At 60.0% G+C, this 17,011-nt stretch carries 15 protein-coding genes and 1 other RNA gene; 2 read left to right on the forward strand and 14 right to left on the reverse strand.

The genetic code is table 11. The features are described from left to right. Window positions 1–132: 132 nt before the first annotated feature. From hslU to B3R00_RS13475, 10 genes are all read right to left on the reverse strand, one after another. Window positions 133–1,452: an ATP-dependent protease ATPase subunit HslU gene (gene hslU, locus B3R00_RS13430; protein ID WP_286999432.1), complete on the reverse strand. Its 1,320-nt coding sequence runs from the start codon at window positions 1,450–1,452 to the stop codon at window positions 133–135. 74 nt (window positions 1,453–1,526) lie between these two features. Further along, complete coding sequence (hslV, locus tag B3R00_RS13435) at window positions 1,527–2,087, reverse strand: ATP-dependent protease subunit HslV (RefSeq protein ID WP_219163897.1); 561 nt, start codon at window positions 2,085–2,087, stop codon at window positions 1,527–1,529. A 62-nt stretch (window positions 2,088–2,149) separates the two neighbouring features. Continuing rightward, the gene (locus B3R00_RS13440; RefSeq protein WP_286999433.1) at window positions 2,150–3,721 is read right to left on the reverse strand and encodes an STAS domain-containing protein; all 1,572 of its coding nucleotides are present in this window, start codon (window positions 3,719–3,721) and stop codon (window positions 2,150–2,152) included. A gap of 90 nt (window positions 3,722–3,811) precedes the next feature. After that, window positions 3,812–4,525: an RNA polymerase-binding protein DksA gene (gene dksA, locus B3R00_RS13445; RefSeq protein ID WP_286999434.1), complete on the reverse strand. Its 714-nt coding sequence runs from the start codon at window positions 4,523–4,525 to the stop codon at window positions 3,812–3,814. Between the two features lie 184 nt (window positions 4,526–4,709). Beyond that, a complete protein-coding gene (locus B3R00_RS13450; protein ID WP_286999435.1) occupies window positions 4,710–5,834 on the reverse strand; it encodes a CobW family GTP-binding protein in 1,125 nt (374 codons plus the stop codon). Window positions 5,835–6,051: 217 nt separating this feature from the next. Continuing rightward, window positions 6,052–8,454 carry an EAL domain-containing protein gene (locus tag B3R00_RS13455; protein ID WP_286999436.1) on the reverse strand — a complete coding sequence of 801 codons (2,403 nt, stop codon included), beginning with the start codon at window positions 8,452–8,454 and terminating at the stop codon, window positions 6,052–6,054. 175 nt (window positions 8,455–8,629) lie between these two features. Next, on the reverse strand, window positions 8,630–9,568 hold the full coding sequence (locus B3R00_RS13460; RefSeq protein WP_286999437.1) for a tyrosine recombinase XerC: 939 nt from the start codon (window positions 9,566–9,568) through the stop codon (window positions 8,630–8,632). A 25-nt stretch (window positions 9,569–9,593) separates the two neighbouring features. Then, window positions 9,594–10,298 (reverse strand): DUF484 family protein, encoded by a 705-nt coding sequence (locus tag B3R00_RS13465; RefSeq protein ID WP_286999438.1) that lies wholly within the window; start codon window positions 10,296–10,298, stop codon window positions 9,594–9,596. Continuing rightward, window positions 10,295–11,173: a diaminopimelate epimerase gene (gene dapF, locus B3R00_RS13470; protein WP_286999439.1), complete on the reverse strand. Its 879-nt coding sequence runs from the start codon at window positions 11,171–11,173 to the stop codon at window positions 10,295–10,297. The genes B3R00_RS13465 and dapF overlap by 4 nt, the downstream gene beginning before the upstream one ends. A gap of 237 nt (window positions 11,174–11,410) precedes the next feature. Next, window positions 11,411–12,001 (reverse strand): BPSL1445 family SYLF domain-containing lipoprotein, encoded by a 591-nt coding sequence (locus tag B3R00_RS13475; RefSeq protein ID WP_286999440.1) that lies wholly within the window; start codon window positions 11,999–12,001, stop codon window positions 11,411–11,413. Window positions 12,002–12,263: 262 nt separating this feature from the next. Between B3R00_RS13475 and B3R00_RS13480 the strand changes: the two genes are divergently transcribed. Further along, entirely contained in the window at window positions 12,264–12,653 is a 390-nt protein-coding gene (locus tag B3R00_RS13480) for a DoxX family protein (protein ID WP_286999441.1), read from the forward strand. Window positions 12,654–12,797: 144 nt separating this feature from the next. Here the strand turns inward: B3R00_RS13480 and B3R00_RS13485 are convergent, their stop codons facing one another. The 4 genes from B3R00_RS13485 to B3R00_RS13500 form a co-directional block, all read right to left on the reverse strand. After that, window positions 12,798–13,556, reverse strand: a complete 759-nt coding sequence (locus B3R00_RS13485; RefSeq protein ID WP_286999442.1) for an RNA pseudouridine synthase — start codon at window positions 13,554–13,556, stop codon at window positions 12,798–12,800. After that, window positions 13,543–15,225: an MBL fold metallo-hydrolase gene (locus B3R00_RS13490; protein ID WP_286999443.1), complete on the reverse strand. Its 1,683-nt coding sequence runs from the start codon at window positions 15,223–15,225 to the stop codon at window positions 13,543–13,545. Before B3R00_RS13490 ends, B3R00_RS13485 begins: the two co-directional genes overlap by 14 nt. Before the next feature lie 106 nt (window positions 15,226–15,331). Next, window positions 15,332–15,673: RNase P RNA component class A (rnpB, locus tag B3R00_RS13495), an RNA gene on the reverse strand. A 34-nt stretch (window positions 15,674–15,707) separates the two neighbouring features. Then, window positions 15,708–15,878 (reverse strand): hypothetical protein, encoded by a 171-nt coding sequence (locus tag B3R00_RS13500; protein WP_174863670.1) that lies wholly within the window; start codon window positions 15,876–15,878, stop codon window positions 15,708–15,710. Between the two features lie 196 nt (window positions 15,879–16,074). On the opposite strand from B3R00_RS13500, the gene cysK reads away from it, so the two are divergent. Then, window positions 16,075–16,995, forward strand: coding sequence for a cysteine synthase A (gene cysK, locus B3R00_RS13505; RefSeq protein ID WP_286999444.1), 921 nt, complete (start codon window positions 16,075–16,077; stop codon window positions 16,993–16,995). Window positions 16,996–17,011: the final 16 nt, after the last annotated feature.

The raw sequence follows: 17,011 nt of genomic DNA on the forward strand, positions 1-17,011 counted from the left end.
CTTTTACTTTCAATCACTTAACCACTCATCAGCAGAACAATGCTGTCCTACAGCCCTTTTACGTTCTTTATCAAAACAAATCCCCCTTGGTGACAAGACGTCGCCAAGGGGGATGTGCGGGCAATGATTTGGTTACAGGATGTATCTCGACAAGTCTTCATCCTGGCTCAGCATTTGCAGTCGTGCATCCACATAGGCTGCATCAATCGTGACGGTCTGCCCTGCCAATTTGACGGCATCAAAACTCACCTCATCGAGCAAACGCTCCATTACCGTCGACAAACGGCGCGCGCCGATATTTTCCGTGCGCTCGTTCACGGTAAAAGCGGTGTAGGCCAAACGGGTAATGCCATCCGGGGTGAAGTGCAGTTGCACCCCCTCGGTCTCCAGCAGCGCTTGGTACTGCTTGGTCAGCGATGCATGGGTTTGCGTCAGGATGGCCTCAAAGTCTTGCACCGACAGCGATTGCAACTCCACGCGGATCGGAAAGCGCCCTTGCAACTCCGGAATCAAATCACTGGGCTTGGACAGGTGGAAGGCCCCCGAAGCAATGAACAAGATATGGTCAGTCTTGACCATGCCGTACTTGGTGGACACCGTCGTTCCTTCCACCAGCGGCAGCAAATCGCGCTGCACGCCTTGGCGTGAGATATCAGAGCCACTGGCTTCCTGGCGCGTCGCCACCTTGTCAATCTCATCGATAAAGACAATGCCGTTTTGCTCCAAGTTGGCAAGGGCGCGGGCCTTGGTCTCTTCTTCGTTAACCAGTTTGGCGGCTTCTTCGTCCACCAGTTGCCTCAAGGCATCTTTGATCTTGAGCTTGCGTGTTTTGCGGCGCTCTTGGCCCAGTTGGCTGAACATGCCGCGCAACTGCTCGGTCATCTCTTCCATGCCCTGAGGGCCCATGATCTCCAGCTGGGGCTTGGCTTCCGCCAAGTCGATTTCGATTTCTTTATCGTCCAACTGCCCCTCACGCAGCTTTTTGCGAAAGATCTGGCGCGTGCTGTTGTCTTCCACGGGTGCATCGCCCGTGCGCGCGGGGGGCAGCAGCACATCCAGCACACGGTCTTCGGCCGCATCTTCCGCCCGCATGCGCAGCTTTTTCATTTCGCTCTCGCGCGCTTGCTTGACGGCAATTTCCGCCAAGTCGCGAATGATCGAGTCCACGTCCTTGCCCACATAGCCCACCTCGGTGAACTTGGTGGCCTCCACCTTGATGAAAGGTGCATCGGCCAAACGTGCCAGACGGCGGGCAATCTCGGTCTTGCCTACGCCAGTGGGGCCAATCATCAAAATGTTTTTGGGCGTGATCTCTTGGCGCAGGCCATCCGCCACCTGCTGACGACGCCAGCGGTTGCGCAAGGCAATGGCCACGGCACGCTTGGCCGCTGACTGGCCCACGATGTGGTTGTCCAGCTCGGAAACAATTTCCTGGGGGGTCATGGAGGGCATAAGCAAATATCAGTCAAATCAGGCTCTAGCGCTTATGCAGCAAGCGCTAGCAGCTATTAATATTTCGCAGCCAATCAGCGCGGCGTGGTGGGCAACACCTCTAGGGTATGGTTCATGTTCGTGTAGATGCACAGCTCGCCCGCAATTTCCAGCGACTTTTTCACGATCTCCTCTGCGGACAAGTCGGTGTTATTGAGCAAGGCTTTGGCCGCCGAGTGGGCATACGCACCGCCCGAGCCAATCGCCACAATGCCTTGTTCGGGCTCCAGCACATCGCCGTTGCCCGTGATGATGAGCGAGGCGGAGTGGTCGGCCACGGCCAGCATGGCTTCCAGTTTGCGCAGCACACGGTCGGTGCGCCATTCTTTGGTCAGCTCAATGGCTGCGCGGGTCAGGTGGCCTTGGTGTTTTTCAAGCTTGGCTTCAAAACGCTCAAACAGGGTGAACGCATCGGCGGTAGCGCCGGCAAACCCTGCCAGTACCTTGCCGTGGTAGAGCTTGCGCACCTTGCGCGCGGTGCCCTTGACCACAATGTGCCCCAGAGTGACTTGGCCATCGCCGCCAATGGCGACTTGCACGCCCTCGGGGGTTTCGCGACGGATGCTGATGATGGTGGTGCCGTGATACTGTTCCATAGCCAATGCAGATAAGGGCTGCGCCTGTGAATACAAGCGCCCATTCTGCATTTTTTAGGCACTCAGGCGAGCGTCGCCTGCACGGTGGCGTGCTCGTGAATCCCAATCACGTGAAAAAACACCGCAACCAGCTGGTGCAACTGCGTAAAGCGCAGGATATAGCCTTGGTTTTGCATCTCTGCCGCCCAGTTGAGCAAACCACCAGCGGCCACAAAATCCAGGCGGATCAAGTTGTCGCACGCCACTTCCAGCACCTGGCCGGGCTTGGCCTGCGCAGTCAAGGCATCCAGCCACACTTGTGGGTCGCCTTCAATCACGCCTGCCAGCCCCTGCATGGCCGAAGCCACCGGAACGGGGACCAGACCTTTGGCCTGTCCATGGGCAGAGTGCAGCGAGGCCTCTTGCAAGATGGAGACATCCGCCTCCCCCTCTTCCTGCACCACACAATGGCATTGCGGCTTGGCCCATGATGGAGGAGACACCTCGTAGGTCACGCAATAATCCAGCGCCACCTGCTCGTAATCGTCCATGCGATCCATCATCCGCAGCACTGCCATGCGCAATGTCCACCACGCAGCGCAGATGGCGGCATTCCCCACAGGCGTGTGCCGCTCCAGCAGTTGCAAGAGTTTGCCCGCATCAGACAAGACGAACTGCCCTTCGCCGTCGGACCAAGCATTCAGCAATTGGGTCAACGGCGTCAGTGCAGCCTCATCCACGGACTGCAAGCGCAGCCACGACATGCTCCAGGGCTGCGGAGCCTCTGCCTGCGCCGCACGCAACGCCGTGACCGAGCCCACCGTCAACATCGAAGGGCAAGACCATTGGAACTGTCGTTTGAGCGCATGGGGCCGTGCCGCGCCATGCAAAGCAGGCAAGCCCATTCGCTCAGGAATCGACGACCACAGCGGGGCCGAACGCCCAAAATGCTCCGCATAGTCAATGGCCAGCGGCTCAAAAGCCTCTTCATCACCGGTCGCGCGGCACAAGTCCAGCACGGCATGCCACAGCACAGCGGCTTTGTCTTCATCCACCGCCTCCGTACTGAGCACCTGCACCAACTGCTCGAGCAAACGGGTGCGCGCACCGTCCATATCGCCATGGGCAAACAAGATGGCGGCTTCTTCCAAGTCGGGATGGGGCTGAAAAACGGGCAATGCAGCGGCAGGCGCTGCGGGCATAGGCACCGACGCATGCGAGGGCAGTGCAAGCGGCGCAGAGGCTGCGGGCTGCACCACGCTGTCCTCACCCAGCACGGGAATGTCACCCAGCGGGCGCGCCGGGGAAGGTCGCGGAGTGGCAGTTTTTTCTACCTTGGCGGCAGTTTGCGCAGAACTGCGCCACCACTGACCAGACATTTGTGCCTCAATGGCATCAATTTTTTGCAGGGTTTCGGTACTGCGGGTTTCCTGACCGAGCAGGGATGACAGTGCATCATCTTTGGCGGCTTGGCTGGCACTGACTTGCCCCCCGACTTCATTGCGCTGGCGCAGCAAGCGCAGCTGGGCAAACTCATGCAGGCGTATGGCCTCATTGCGGCGCTTGCGCACCATCGACTCTTGCAGCACTTCACGTGCACTCAGACTGTCGGGATCGATAGATGAAGCACTGGCAGCGGGGGTGCCGCGCACCATGTGCATCACCTTGTTGAAAAAACCACCTGATTTTCCGCTGTCTGGATGCATGTGCAGTTTTCAAAGCCGTGCAAATAGCACGGCACTCCCTCAATCGCCGAACATTTTTTGTTTGAGCTCACGGCGCTGCTGCGCTTCCAGCGACAGTGTCGCTGTCGGGCGTGCCAGCAAACGTGGCACACCGATGGGCTCACCCGTCTCATCGCAGTAACCATAGTCACCTGCGTCGATTCGAGCAATGGATTGTTCGATTTTTTTCAAAAGCTTACGTTCGCGGTCGCGCGTACGCAACTCCAGCGCATGCTCTTCTTCAATGGTGGCGCGGTCTGCGGGATCGGGCACCACCACGGTGTCTTCGCGCAGGTTTTCGGCGGTTTCACCCGCGTTTTGATGCATGTCTTGCTTGAGCTTGACGAGCTTGGCACGGAAGTACGCCATCTGTACATCGTTCATGTATTCGTCGTCAGGCATCGCAATGATTTCCGCATCGGTCAGCTCTTCCAAAGGCTTGGTCTTCCAGTTGTTAGCCAGCTTGGGGTCGCGTTTGGTCACAGAGGAAGTAGGCACAGAAGTTGTCGTTGGCATGGTGTTGTTTGAAACGGCCTTGGTAACTGCTGCTGGTGCAGCAGCGGCCTTGGTGGGTTCATGGGTCACAGCGCGGGATTTGCTGCCCGCTGTGGTTTTGGCGGCAGCAGCGCTGGGCTTGGCTGCAGTTTTTTCGCCTGCGGGCTTGCCCTTCTGCTCGGCGGTGGCGGCAACCACTTTAGGTGCGGCTTTTTTCTTGCTCGTCTCGACTGCTGTCACTTCCTGTCTCCTCACAGTACTAGCACGGCCCAGTCGGTTCACCCATTAGGTATGAAGTACCGGGTTCTTATCAGGGGCGCGATTGTATCGGTCAGACACGGCTTAACCCCTAAAGTTGTACATAACGCACAAGCTTGTCTGGTTTAACCCTGATTTGCGCAATGCTTTTCAGGGCCTCACCCCCTTATACCAAGCACTGATCCAGACCTTGGCGCAAGATATCTTGCGGCAAATCAATCCCGATGAAGACCATCTTGCTCTGACGCTTTTCGCCCTCTGCCCAGTCTGGACCCAAATCACTGCCCATCAACTGGTGAACGCCCTGGAAGATGACCTTGCGGTTCGTACCCTGCATGTGCAGCACGCCTTTGTAGCGCAGCATCTTTGGGCCGTAGATGTTCACGATGGCACCCAGAAAGTCTTCCAACTTGGCGGGATCGAAGGCTTTGTCCGCACGGTAAACAAAGCTTTTCACATCGTCGTCATGGTGGTGGTGATGCGGATGGTTGCAGTGTTCACCGTGCGCATGGTCATGGCCGCAGTCGTGGCCGTGTGCATGCTCGTGGTCGTGACCGCGGTCATGCCCTTCATGGCTGCAATGGCCGTGGTCATGGTCGCAGTGGCTGTGATCGTGGTCATGACCGTGGTCGTCCTCCTTGAGGAAGTCGGGGTCGATGTCCAGCTTGGCGTTGAGGTTGAAGCCACGCAGGTCAAACACCTCGTTCAGGGCCACATCGCCAAAGTGCACGGCCTTGATGGGGGCACGGGGGTTCATGTGCTTGAGGCGGTGAATCAGCGCGTCTTTTTCTGCTTCGGTCACCAGATCGGTCTTGGACAGGAAGATCTGGTCGGCAAAGCCGACCTGGCGGCGCGCTTCCTGGCGGTCGTCCAGTTGCTGGTTGGCGTGTTTGGCATCCACCAGGGTCAAGATGGAGTCGATCAGGTAGGTTTCCGCAATCTCATCGTCCATGAAGAAGGTTTGCGCCACGGGGCCGGGGTCGGCCAAACCGGTGGTTTCGATCACGATCCGGTCAAATTCCACCAGGCCCTTGCGGCGCTTGGCGGCCAGCAGTTGCAGCGCTTCGCGCAGGTCTTCGCGGATGGTGCAGCAGATGCAGCCGTTGCTCATCTGCAGGATTTGCTCGGTGGACTCGGTGCGCAGAATGTCGGTGTCGATGTTTTCTTCACCAAACTCGTTTTCAATCACAGCGATCTTCATGCCGTGCGACTCGCTGAGCACGCGCTTGAGCAGCGTGGTCTTGCCCGCGCCCAAAAAGCCGGTGAGGATGCTGACGGGAATGAGTGCCATGGAAGTACAACCTTGTCGCAATGTGCAAACTGCAGCCGTGCAGCTTGCTGATTAATCAAAGCCCAAGCGCTCAGCCGACGATGGCTGCGCGCCAGAGGCCGAAAGTGTAGCCAGTGCAGCAAGCACATGGCCCCAGCAGGGATGTGCCAGTTCTTGGTGTTTTAAGGCTCTAGCGCTTATAAATAAAGCGCTGACAGCTATCAATATTAATACACCCTCAGGCAACCACACGGTTTTCCAGCAGGCTGGCCATGGAGGCCAGGTTCAAGTCCCCCACCAAAACACCGGTAAAGCGCCCGCTGGTGCCGTACATCGGCACGGCAATGGTCAGGCAAAAGTCTTCGGTGGCGCTGGACAGGTAAATGGGGGAGACAAAAGCCTGCCCACTGTCTCGCACATGGGCAAAGTAGGACTGGCCGCTGCGGTTGGCCCCGGCACCGCCTGCGCGAATGCGGCCGTACATGGCGGGGTTGATCCAGTTGGCACAGGTTTGCACGCCCTGGGCATCCAGCTCAAACAGCACCTCAAAAAACGGGTAGGCCTTGAAGACATGGTCCAGCGCGCGGGCATCGCGCCCACGCGGCTCTTGCAGCAGGCGCTGCAAGATGTCGAGTACATGCGCCTCCCAGCCCGACATGTTGTCGCCTAGGGCTTCGGGGTGAATCACGCGCGGCGTTTGCGCCTCCACCACAATCACATTGCCGCCCGCGTTTTTGCCCACTTTTTTCAGTTTGGCCGCGCGTGCCGAGGCTTCCACACAGTCTTGCGGCATGCCGGTGCTGCCGTTTACGCACGACACCGACATGCTGGCCACGGGGTGGCTTTCCCCATCTTCGGTCACAAAATAGCCACGCTGCAGGTCCTCGGTGTCGTACAGGTGCTGCGCCAAGGTATGAAACTGCGCCATGGCGCGTTGCAGTTGGGGAATGAGCAAGGGGTCGGGCTGGTCAAACAGCACGATGAAATCGTCACCCCCAATGTGCCCGAGCATGCACTCCGTGCTCATCGCGAACACGTGGCGCAAAATTTCTGCCAGCGTGCGGATCATGGCGTCGCCGCGCACAAAACCATAGCGGTCGTTGAAGGCCTTGAAATGATCCAGGTCGATATAGACCAGCTCCAGATACCCATGCTTGCGGGCAATGCGCATTTCAATCGCCTGGCGCAGCGTGGGCCCGGTGGGCAACTGTGACAGCGGGTGCAGGCTGGCGCCATGCGCTTGCCGCGCCAGCAGGTGAGAGACCAGCATCATTGGCTCCAGCGTGCCGATGTAGCAGCCGTGCTCATCCACCACCGCCCAGGGCGTGCTCTCCATGCGCTCCAGGTACAGGCTGCGCGCCAAAGCCGTCAGGCCCATATTGAACGGCAGCATGCGCTGCAGCGGCTGCGCGCCCTGCGCCACCGTGCGGGTGTGCCGCGCCAGCGCACGCCCACGGGGCAACACGGCCACGGGGCGGCCTCCATCGGTCAGCATGCACCACGGCAGCTCTGGCGATTCCCGAAACGCTTGGCGCACCAGCGTCAGCGGGGCCTGGATATCAAATGCCGGCGGCGACTCGATCACATCGGTGATGCAAAAGCGGTCCACGCGCTGCACGGGCACACTTTTTTCGGCAGCGGGCACCCCCAGCTTGCCCGTTAATGGTGCATAACTGGGGCGCGCCAGCAAATAGCCTTGCACCAAATGAATGCCCAGCGAGCGGCAAAACGCCACATCTTCGGTGCGCTCCAAGCCCTCGGCAATCACGGTTGCGCCCAAGCGCTCGGCCATCGACACCAGCGCTTCCAGCAGCACCGAGCGCACCCGGCTGCCCCGCGCTTCGTGCACCAGCCCCCGGTCGACCTTGATGTAGTCAGAGCGCACCATGCCCAGCACCGACAGGCAGTTAAAGCCTGCGCCCATATCGTCCAGCGCAATGCGCAGCCCCTGACGGCGCAGGTCATCACAGCGCTGTGCCAGCCCGGCAGGGTCGACTTTTTCACTCTCCACCACTTCAATCACCAACTCCTGGTGGCCAATGCCCCAGTCACTCAGCCACTGCACAAACTGCGCGGGCCAGTGGGGCTGCATGAGCGTGGACGGCAGCACGTTCAAGAACAAGGTCATGCCCGGCTCCAAATCTGCGGCCTTGCGCTGCAAGGCTTTTTGCTGCAACGCAATATCCAGCGCATCCAGCCGCCCCAGGTGGCGCGCCAAGGTGAAGGTTTCATAGCCACTGAGCAATGCCCCGTCCGGGGTGCGCAAGCGGCACAGCGCCTCTTGGGCATGGATGCGCCCGCCATCCGCCAAATCGATGATGGGCTGAAAGTGCACGTCCACATATTTTTCGATGCCGCTTTGCAGCCACGGGTAGCGCAGGCGCGTCAACAGCACCATGAACGGCACGGCGTTATCCAGCAGCAGGGCGGGCGACTGCTGCGCGGCCACCTGCACTATGGCCACCAGCGTCAAGGCCAGCACTTGCTCGTCCACGTCTTGCGCCAGTTGCTGCATCAGCGCCAGCACAGCGTCTGGGTGTGGCAGCTTGAACACCCACACATTACGCCCCATGCGCATGCCCTGCAAACACTCCCAGCCAGGGGGAATGTGGTGTCCTTCGTATTTGAGCAATAACTCCATGGTGCTTGTCCCGCTCATTCGCTTGTATAAAAAAGTAACAAGCAATAAGCACACCATATCGCTGCACAAAAACAAGAGCGGCTAGCGTTGGATAAACAGGCTTTTCAGCACTAAAACAGTTTGAAAATATTTGCTGATCTGCGCTAGCCGCTCTTCTTTCAGAAGCAAGCAGCGTTCAAGGTTTTTTGCGTGCCCGGGGGTGGGCCTGCTCATAGGCCTGGGCCAAGTGCTGAAAATCCAACCGCGTATAGATTTGCGTGGTGGAGATGTTGGCGTGCCCCAGCAGCTCTTGCACCGCACGCAAATCGCCACTGGACTGCAGCACATGGCTGGCAAACGAATGGCGCAGCACGTGCGGGTGCACGGCCACCGGCAGGCCCGCTTGCTGGCTGCGCTGGCGCAAACGCAGCCACACCATCTGCGGCGTAATGCGCGCACCGCGCGCGCCCACAAACAGCGCAGGCTCGGCCCACTGCACGCCAAACCGGCTGGCGCGCAACGCCAACCAGCGTTGCAGCGCAGCTTTGGCGGGCGCCCCCACGGGCACACTGCGGCGCTTGCCGCCTTTGCCTGTCACATGCACCAAACCCGCCTGCAGATCCAGCCAGCCCAGCCCAGAGCCCGCTTGCACGTCCAGATGGGCCAACTCACTCACGCGCAAGCCACTGCTGTAGAGCAGCTCGGTCATGGCGGCATCGCGCGCTTCTTCCCACGGGTCTGCCGCAGCATTCACAAATGCGGCCAGCTGCACGGCCGCGTCCACACCCAGGGCTTTGGGCAAGGGTTTGGAAGTTTTCGGGGCGCGAATGCCCTCCACCGGATTGCGCTCTACCCAGCCCTGCCACGCCGCCCATTTAAAAAAACCACGCCAACACGACAGCCACAGCGCAATACTGCGCCCGTGGCGGCCTTTGGCATGCAAAGCAGCCACAAAACGGCGTATCTGCGGAGGTTGCAGAGCCAGCACCTCGTGCCCGGCTTGCGCAGCCATGGCCTGCAATTGCTGCAGGCCTTCGGTGTAGATGGCCACCGTGCGCGGGGCCAAGCGCCGCTCACTGGCGACATGCTGCAGATAGGCCTGCAGCTGTGGCGCAAGTGCAACCGCGTCTGGCATGTCAATGCTCGCGCCTAAGCGCCCATTAATTGCCCGAGGGCATCACGCGCAGACGCCCCAGCGCGGCGCTGGCCTGCTCGGCAATGCGCGAGAGGAATTCCGTGCCCATGGTGGCATCAAAACGCAGCGGATCGGGCGAGCCCAACACCAGCAGACCGAAAGCGGGGCTTTGGCTGTCGTTGGGGCCTTCGCGCAGCGTCAGCAGTGCCATGGACTGCACTTCGTTGGGGTTGGGCAGCCACGCGGTGGGCTCAAAACCGAGGTTGGGGCCGCAAAACGGCATGGTCAGCGAGGTGGCAAACGACTTGGCATCTTCGCTCACGCCCATGGTGAACAACTGGCCCACATAAGGCCCAGCCACATCCCACACACGGATGCCGACTTGCGGCACATCGAATTCTTTTTGAATGCCTTCAGCAATGGCGCGGGGCAGTTGGCGCACGTCTTGCACCGCAGCCAAATTGCAGCTCCAGCGGTGGATTTTGTGTGCAATGGCGGAGTTTTCACTGCTGTTGCGCACCATTTCCATGATGCGGCCTTCCAGGCCCTTGATTTTGTCGCGCAGCATTTCTGCCTGGCGCTCTTGCAAGCTCACAGCGCGCTGGCCGTGACCGCTGCTCAGGTGCACGGCCGTCAGCATTTCTGCATGGCGCTCAAAAAACTCTGGATGTTGCAGCAGGTACTCGGCAATGCTGGCTTCATTCATGGCGGGTGTTTCAATGCTGTTCATAGTTCTTCGGGAATGTGTATCTGACCTTCAAACACCGTGGTGGCAGGCCCCGTCATCATGACAGCGTCTTGCGCGCCCCCCGTCCATTCAATGGTCAGCAGACCCCCGCAAGTATGCACGTCTACGCGGTGGTCCAGCACCCCCAAAAGGATACCGGCAACCACTGCCGCGCATGCTCCCGTGCCGCAGGCCAGTGTTTCACCGGCGCCGCGCTCGTACACGCGCAGCTTGACTGCAGTGCGCGAGAGCACCTGCATAAAGCCTGCATTCACGCGCTGTGGAAAGCGTAGATGGTGCTCGATCTGTGGGCCGACGATGGCCACAGGGGCTGCTTCCACATCCTCCACCAGTTGCACCGCATGCGGGTTGCCCATGGACACGGCCACCACCTGCACCTGGTCGAGCGGCGCAGGGCCTTGCAAGGCCAAGGGCCACACCAGCGCTTGGGACTGGCGCTGTTGCGGCAGGCCCGATGCATCAAACGGCACGCGCGCTGGCTCCAGCACGGGCGCTCCCATGTTCACCGTGACGCGGCCATCCGCGGTGAGCTGGGGGGCAATCACCCCCGCTTGGGTCTGTACGCGAATCTCGGTCTTGGGCGTCAAGCCTTTGTCATGCACATAACGTGCAAAACAGCGTGCGCCGTTGCCGCACTGCTCCACCTCACCGCCATCGGCGTTGTGGATGACATATTCAAAATCCACCCCTGGCGCGGGGGAAGGGCGCACCGTCAAAATTTGGTCGGCCCCCACCCCAAAGTGGCGATCCGCCAGAAAACGGTAGTGCGCAGGCGTCAGGCCCAAGCGCCCCTGGGTCTCGTCCAGCACGACAAAGTCGTTGCCAGCGCCTTGCATTTTGGTGAATCGAACTTGCATAAGCAGTGCACAAAGAGCAAAGCCCAAAGCTTAGACCTTTTTTCCACGCTGCCGCACAAACTGGTGCTGCCTGTGTGCCCCGTGCGCAGATATTTTCTGCGGTGACACAGCAGCACTAAAAAATAAAAGCATAGCTAACAGCGCTTGATAAGTCTGCCTCAAACGCTTATTTGACACTGATAAAAAAAGACCGGCAGATGCCGGTCTTTGCACACAAACCTTGGAGCGATGCGCTATTTACATATTGATCTTGCTGATCTTGCTGCCATTGACCGAGACGCCGGCCTCCAGGCCCGTGTTATTCAACACATAGCTGCTGACGGGGGCATTGGCTGTGGTGGTGTCAATCGTGCCATTGGCGCCAGCCCTGCCCACCGCCACGTTGGCATCGGCACCTACCGACCAGCCATCGCTCTTGACGAATTTGTCATACGCATCTTGCGCGCTGAACACATAAATCACCGCTTTGGATTGACCGCCAGCCTGCCAGCCAATCGACGCTGCGGTGGTGCTGTAGTAGCCACGTGTGGTGCCGTTGGAGCGCAGCACGCACTTGCCGTGTTCTGCGCCAATCACAAAGCTGCCGCCGATCACCGCAGGGCACACCAGCACGCCCCTGGACTTGGCCACCAGCTCACGGGTGCCAGGCATGGCGCTGTACAAACGGTTCAGCGCTGCGGTCGACTGCGACTCCAGTTCAGCGCGGCTGCTGGGTGCCGAGCCCTTGCCCTGGGTGTTGCCAGTCGAAGTGCAGCCCGCCATCACCAGTGCAGCGGCCACCGCGCCAGAAGCCCAAACCACAGAACGCACAGAGAAAGTCTTTTGCATAGTCAGAACCCTCGAAAAAGTATGAATAAGCACATGCACAAGCTGCAAGACAGCAGCTGTGGCGCGTGGCTGAAAATCATCCTAGAGGGCTTGTCCACCCACGCCAACCCTGTTCAAACAGGTCTGGCCCCAGACCTACAGCAAACGTCAGATGCGCCTGCCCTCTGCATGCGCCGGTGCCCCACAAGCCAGTGGACTGCAACCGTTTCTCCCTGTTTTCCCACGGATTGAAAAAGCATTTTTTGTTTTACCCTGTGGCCTTATGAGCTTCTGGAAACACTTCTACCATCCCCATGCGGCCATGGTGCTGCTGCGCGTCACCTTGGCAGTGCTGATGCTGTTTCACGGCTGGGCCAAGATCACCAACGGTATCGGTGGCATTGAGAGCATGCTGATCAAAGCAGGCTTGCCCGGCTTTTTGGCCTATGCGGTGTTTCTGGGCGAAGTGGTGGCTCCGCTGTTTTTGCTGGTGGGGCTGTATGTGGTGCCTGCGGCACTGGTCGTGGCCATGAACATGCTGGTGGCCTTGGTGCTGGTGCACACCAATCACTTTTTGCAGCTGAGCAAATCGGGCGGCTGGGCGCTGGAGTTGCAGGCTTTTTTCTTGGTGACGGCCTTGGTCGTTGCCATGGGACACAGCAAGAGCAAATAGCCCCCAGCAGCTTCTGCGGCACCCGGCGCATGCATGCCCTAAGAAATGAAACATGAAAAAAGGCGCGAATTCCGCGCCTTTTTTCGTGGGGGCACAAGGCGCCTACAACCAGGTACGCCCCGCACTCGGACAATCAAGCGTTGCTTAAAAGCGCTCCCAAGGCATGAGGTAGCGCCACTGGCCTTCATCCAGTTTGGCCATGGAGATACGTCCCACGCGCAGGCGCTTGAGGCCCACCAGCTTCAACCCCACACCCCGGCACATAGCATCAATCTCTTCGGGGAAGATGCCTTTGAGGGCAAAACGCAGGCGGTTATCGCTTTGCCAGCTCACCTTGGTGCGTGGCAGGCGCTTGCCCGCGATGGCCGTGCCGTTGCACAGGCACTCCAACCCCTCCGCATCCAGACTGCCTTGCACATGGGCGATGCACTCCTGCTCGATATACAGCGCATCGTCTGTCAGCTTGCGCGCAATCCGGCGGTCTTGGGTCAGCACTGTCAGGCCGCTGGCGGGCACAGGCAGTGGCTCCAGGCACTCCAGATTCTGAAAATGCTTTTGCAGCATGCGAATCGGGGCCGGCGTATCGCCTTGGTGCCAGTTCTCGGGGGTGAGTAAATCCAAAGCATTGAGCTTGCCTGCGGCTTGCACCGAGTAGCCCGCAGGCTTGTGCAGCAAGATGGTGACAGGCGGAACATGCTCGGCCTTGGCACCTGCGGCCACGGTAATTACTTGCTGGGGCAGCACGCGGGCACCAGGGTGTTCCACGGTCACGCCGTCTATTTGGACGGCGCCGTTTTCAATATACAGCTCTGCTTCGGCGCGCGAGCAGGCCAGTTGCTCCGCCAGTCGCTTGGAGAGACGGACGCTGTTGTCGTTGTTCTTGGGGTGTTCAGTCGGTGACATGCAGCAAGCCTAAAGCACGAATGCGTTCCACGTGCGCAATCAGGCTTCTTTCCGCCAGTTTCCACAGGTTTTGCGGCGTGTCGGCATAAGCCAGCGCCACCCAGTCTTGCGGGCTGCCATCCGGCTGCGCCCGCATGGCTGCCATCACCTTGGCCTCGCGCGCCAACCGGTGGGCTTTGAGCTTGGCAATCACCTGGCGTGCATGGCCCAGCACATAGCCATGGGCGGGCAGGACAAACTCCACCCCTTCGGCGTGGCACAAGGTAGCCAGTTTGTCGAGGCTGTCAATGTAGTCACGCATATTGCCGTCGGGCGTGTCGATGATGGGGGTGCTGCCGTTCAAGATGTGGTCGCCACTGAACAGCAGCGCATCTTCTTGCAGCAGCAGGCACAGGTGGTTGGCTGCATGCCCCGGCGTGTATATGGCGCGCAAGGTGTGCGTCACATTCACAATGTTTTCGGCCTCTAGGGCTTGTGCAGCAAGCGTCAGTTGCTCTCCATCTTGAAGCACCACATCCGGCACAAAGTGGCTGTTGGCCCGCGCCGTGGGGGCCGAAGGCAGGCCATAAATCAGCGGCTTGGGCAAACCGCGCTGCACACACAGCGCCTGCAGCAAGAAAGCGCCGGGGGAATGGTCCGCGTGCGAGTGCGTGCAGACAATGTGGCGCACATCACCGCCTGCCGCTTCCAGCAGCCGCGCCACATGGCCGGCATCGGCAGGGCCGGGGTCGATGGCGATATAGCCCGTGGCAGGCTCACCCACCAAATAGCTGTTGGTGCCGGGGCCGGTCATGACGTTGGCGTTTGGTGCGGTCAGACGCAGCACGTTCTTGCGCAGCGGCACAGCGCGCTCGGTTTGCCACGCCAGCTCGTGCACCACCTGCCCATCGGGGCTGACCATGGCCGCCTCACCGTAGGCCGCATCGCTGTCGAGCAAGGAGCGCTCCTTGCCGTTTTCCAGCGCAAAGCGCGGCGCAAACTTCCACAGCGGGCCTTGGGCAACCGCCGCCAAAATGGCATCCACACTGGGGAACTGGGCCAAATACGTCAACGTGCGCACGGTGGGCAGCATCATGGGCATTTGCCGGGCTTTGTGCGCTGCCAGTGCCTGTTGCGGCTCTACCCAGACGGCTTCAAACTGCTCGCTGTTATCGGGCTCCGGCGTTTGCCCGTGCGGCATGCGGGCCACAAAAAACGGCACGGCAAAACGTTTGGGCAAATGCGGTGGGGCGGTGAAATGCCCCACTTGCCACAGCGCCGCCGCATCCAGCTTGAGCCCCTGGGCTGCCAGCTGGGGCCACAAGGCCGTGCTGCGGTCCAGCCCCTGCACCGCCGCAGGATCTACGGCTGCACCCTGCGCGTTCACCGCCAGCAGCACGCCCATCTCCTCCAGCGTTTCGCGCAAGGCTGCCACCGCGGCCGTGCGCATTGTGTCGTCCATATCGGCACGAAACTGCACCACATCGTGGCCTGCTGCGGCATCCTGGGCCTCAATCCCGCCACCGGGGAAGACATACATGCCAGGCGCGAAGCTGGCGCGCTCGGAGCGCCGAGAGATCAGCACTTCCCACCCGCCTGGTGCGCGGTCACGCAACAGCAGCAAAGTGGCCGCCAGCAAGGGCTGGGGCGGTGTGCACTGGGGATACAGGTATTGGTCAGAACGCAGCATGGGCCGCATTATTAATGCAGCCTTTGCCATCCTGCTGTCGCATCGGAGCAGGGCGCTGCCCATAAAAAAGGCTGGGTGCACGCACCCAGCCTTGGAAAGGCTGTAAGTGTGAAGTTCGCCGATAAGCCGGATTCTGTGCACAGCGGTTGCCCGCTGCGTGACTGCCATTACTCTGGGCCAGGAGTCGCCCCACTGGCTCGATGCTACCTACCCGCACACTCCGGGGGCCCCGTCAACGTGTGCCTACTTGGTATTGCTGCGCGTAGAGATTGCCCGTTTCACCCTGTCCGGTCTACCCTTGCGGGCACTCCTGACAGACTACGTCTCTGTTGCTCTGATCCTCACCTCACGGTGGACAGCTGTTAGCTGCTACGCTGCCCTATGCAGTCCGGACGTTCCTCCAGTGCCGTGTTTCCACGATCGCACCAGCGGCAGTCTGGCGAACTTCACGGGCGCAATTATCGTCCATGCCCCCGCAGTTTTCAGCGAAGTTCGGAAAGAACCCGAATGTCGTAGACGATCACGGCCATCAAGCCCAGCACTCCCAGCATCATGAGCACACCGCCAAAACGCGAGTCGCGGTACGAAAAGCCCACCAGCAAGGCCACGCACACGGCCGTCATGGCAGCCATATTGAAGTGCAAAAGTGACATAAAGAACTTCCCTTCTCTTTGAATTCTGTTTTGGAATGCATCAAAGTATCAACGATCACTGCCGCCATTTGAAGCAGCCCACAATGGCCCAATGAAACACTGCGCTTATCCGTGCCGTCCATATGCATATGGCGATACGTTGGAACAAGTGCGACAAAATGCCACCATCCGCACTCATTTCCGCCAAGGAGACGCCATGAAATTTGACAACGTCCTGCAGACCATTGGTAACACCCCCATCATCCGCATGAACCGCATTTTTGGCGCGGGCGCCAATGTCTGGATCAAGTCCGAACGCGGCAATCCCGGCGGCTCCATCAAAGACCGGATTGCCCTGTCGATGGTCGAAGCCGCTGAAAAGTCGGGCGCCCTGAAACCCGGCGGCGTCATCATTGAGCCCACCAGCGGCAACACCGGCGTAGGCCTGGCACTGGTGGCTGCCGTCAAAGGCTACCAACTGATTTTGGTGATGCCCGAAAGCATGTCGATCGAGCGCCGCCGCCTGATGCTGGCCTACGGCGCGAAATTCGATTTAACACCCAAAGAAAAAGGCATGAAGGGCGCGATTGCCCGCGCCGAAGAGCTGGCCGCGCAAACGCCCGGCGCCTGGGTGCCGCAGCAGTTTGAAAATCCCGCCAACGTGGCGGTGCATGAGGCCACTACGGCGCAAGAAATTCTGGCCGACTTCCCCGACGGGCTGGACGTGCTGATCACCGGCGTAGGCACGGGTGGCCACCTGTCGGGCGTGGCCAAGGTGCTCAAGTCCCAGTTCCCGCACCTGAAGGTGTATGCGGTAGAGCCTGCCGCTTCGCCCGTGATTTCAGGCGGCGCCCCGGCGCCCCACCCTATCCAAGGCATTGGTGCAGGCTTTATTCCCAAGAATTTGGATGTGAGTTTGCTGGACGGCGTGATTCAGGTGGAAGGCGAGCCCGCGCGCGAATATGCACGCCGCGCGGCCGCGCAAGAAGGGCTGCTGGTGGGTATTTCCTCCGGCGCGACGTTGGCAGCCATTGCGCAAAAACTGCCCGAGCTGCCCCCCGGTGCCAAGGTGCTGGGCTTTGCCTACGACACGGGCGAGCGCTATTTGTCGGTGGAAGGCTTTTTGCCCGGCGCTTAAACCGCTAGCCGCCCCA

Origin of the sequence: Comamonas sp. UBA7840 (assembly GCF_002501455.1) — a bacterium.
Lineage (GTDB): Bacteria > Pseudomonadota > Gammaproteobacteria > Burkholderiales > Burkholderiaceae_C > Comamonas > Comamonas jiangduensis.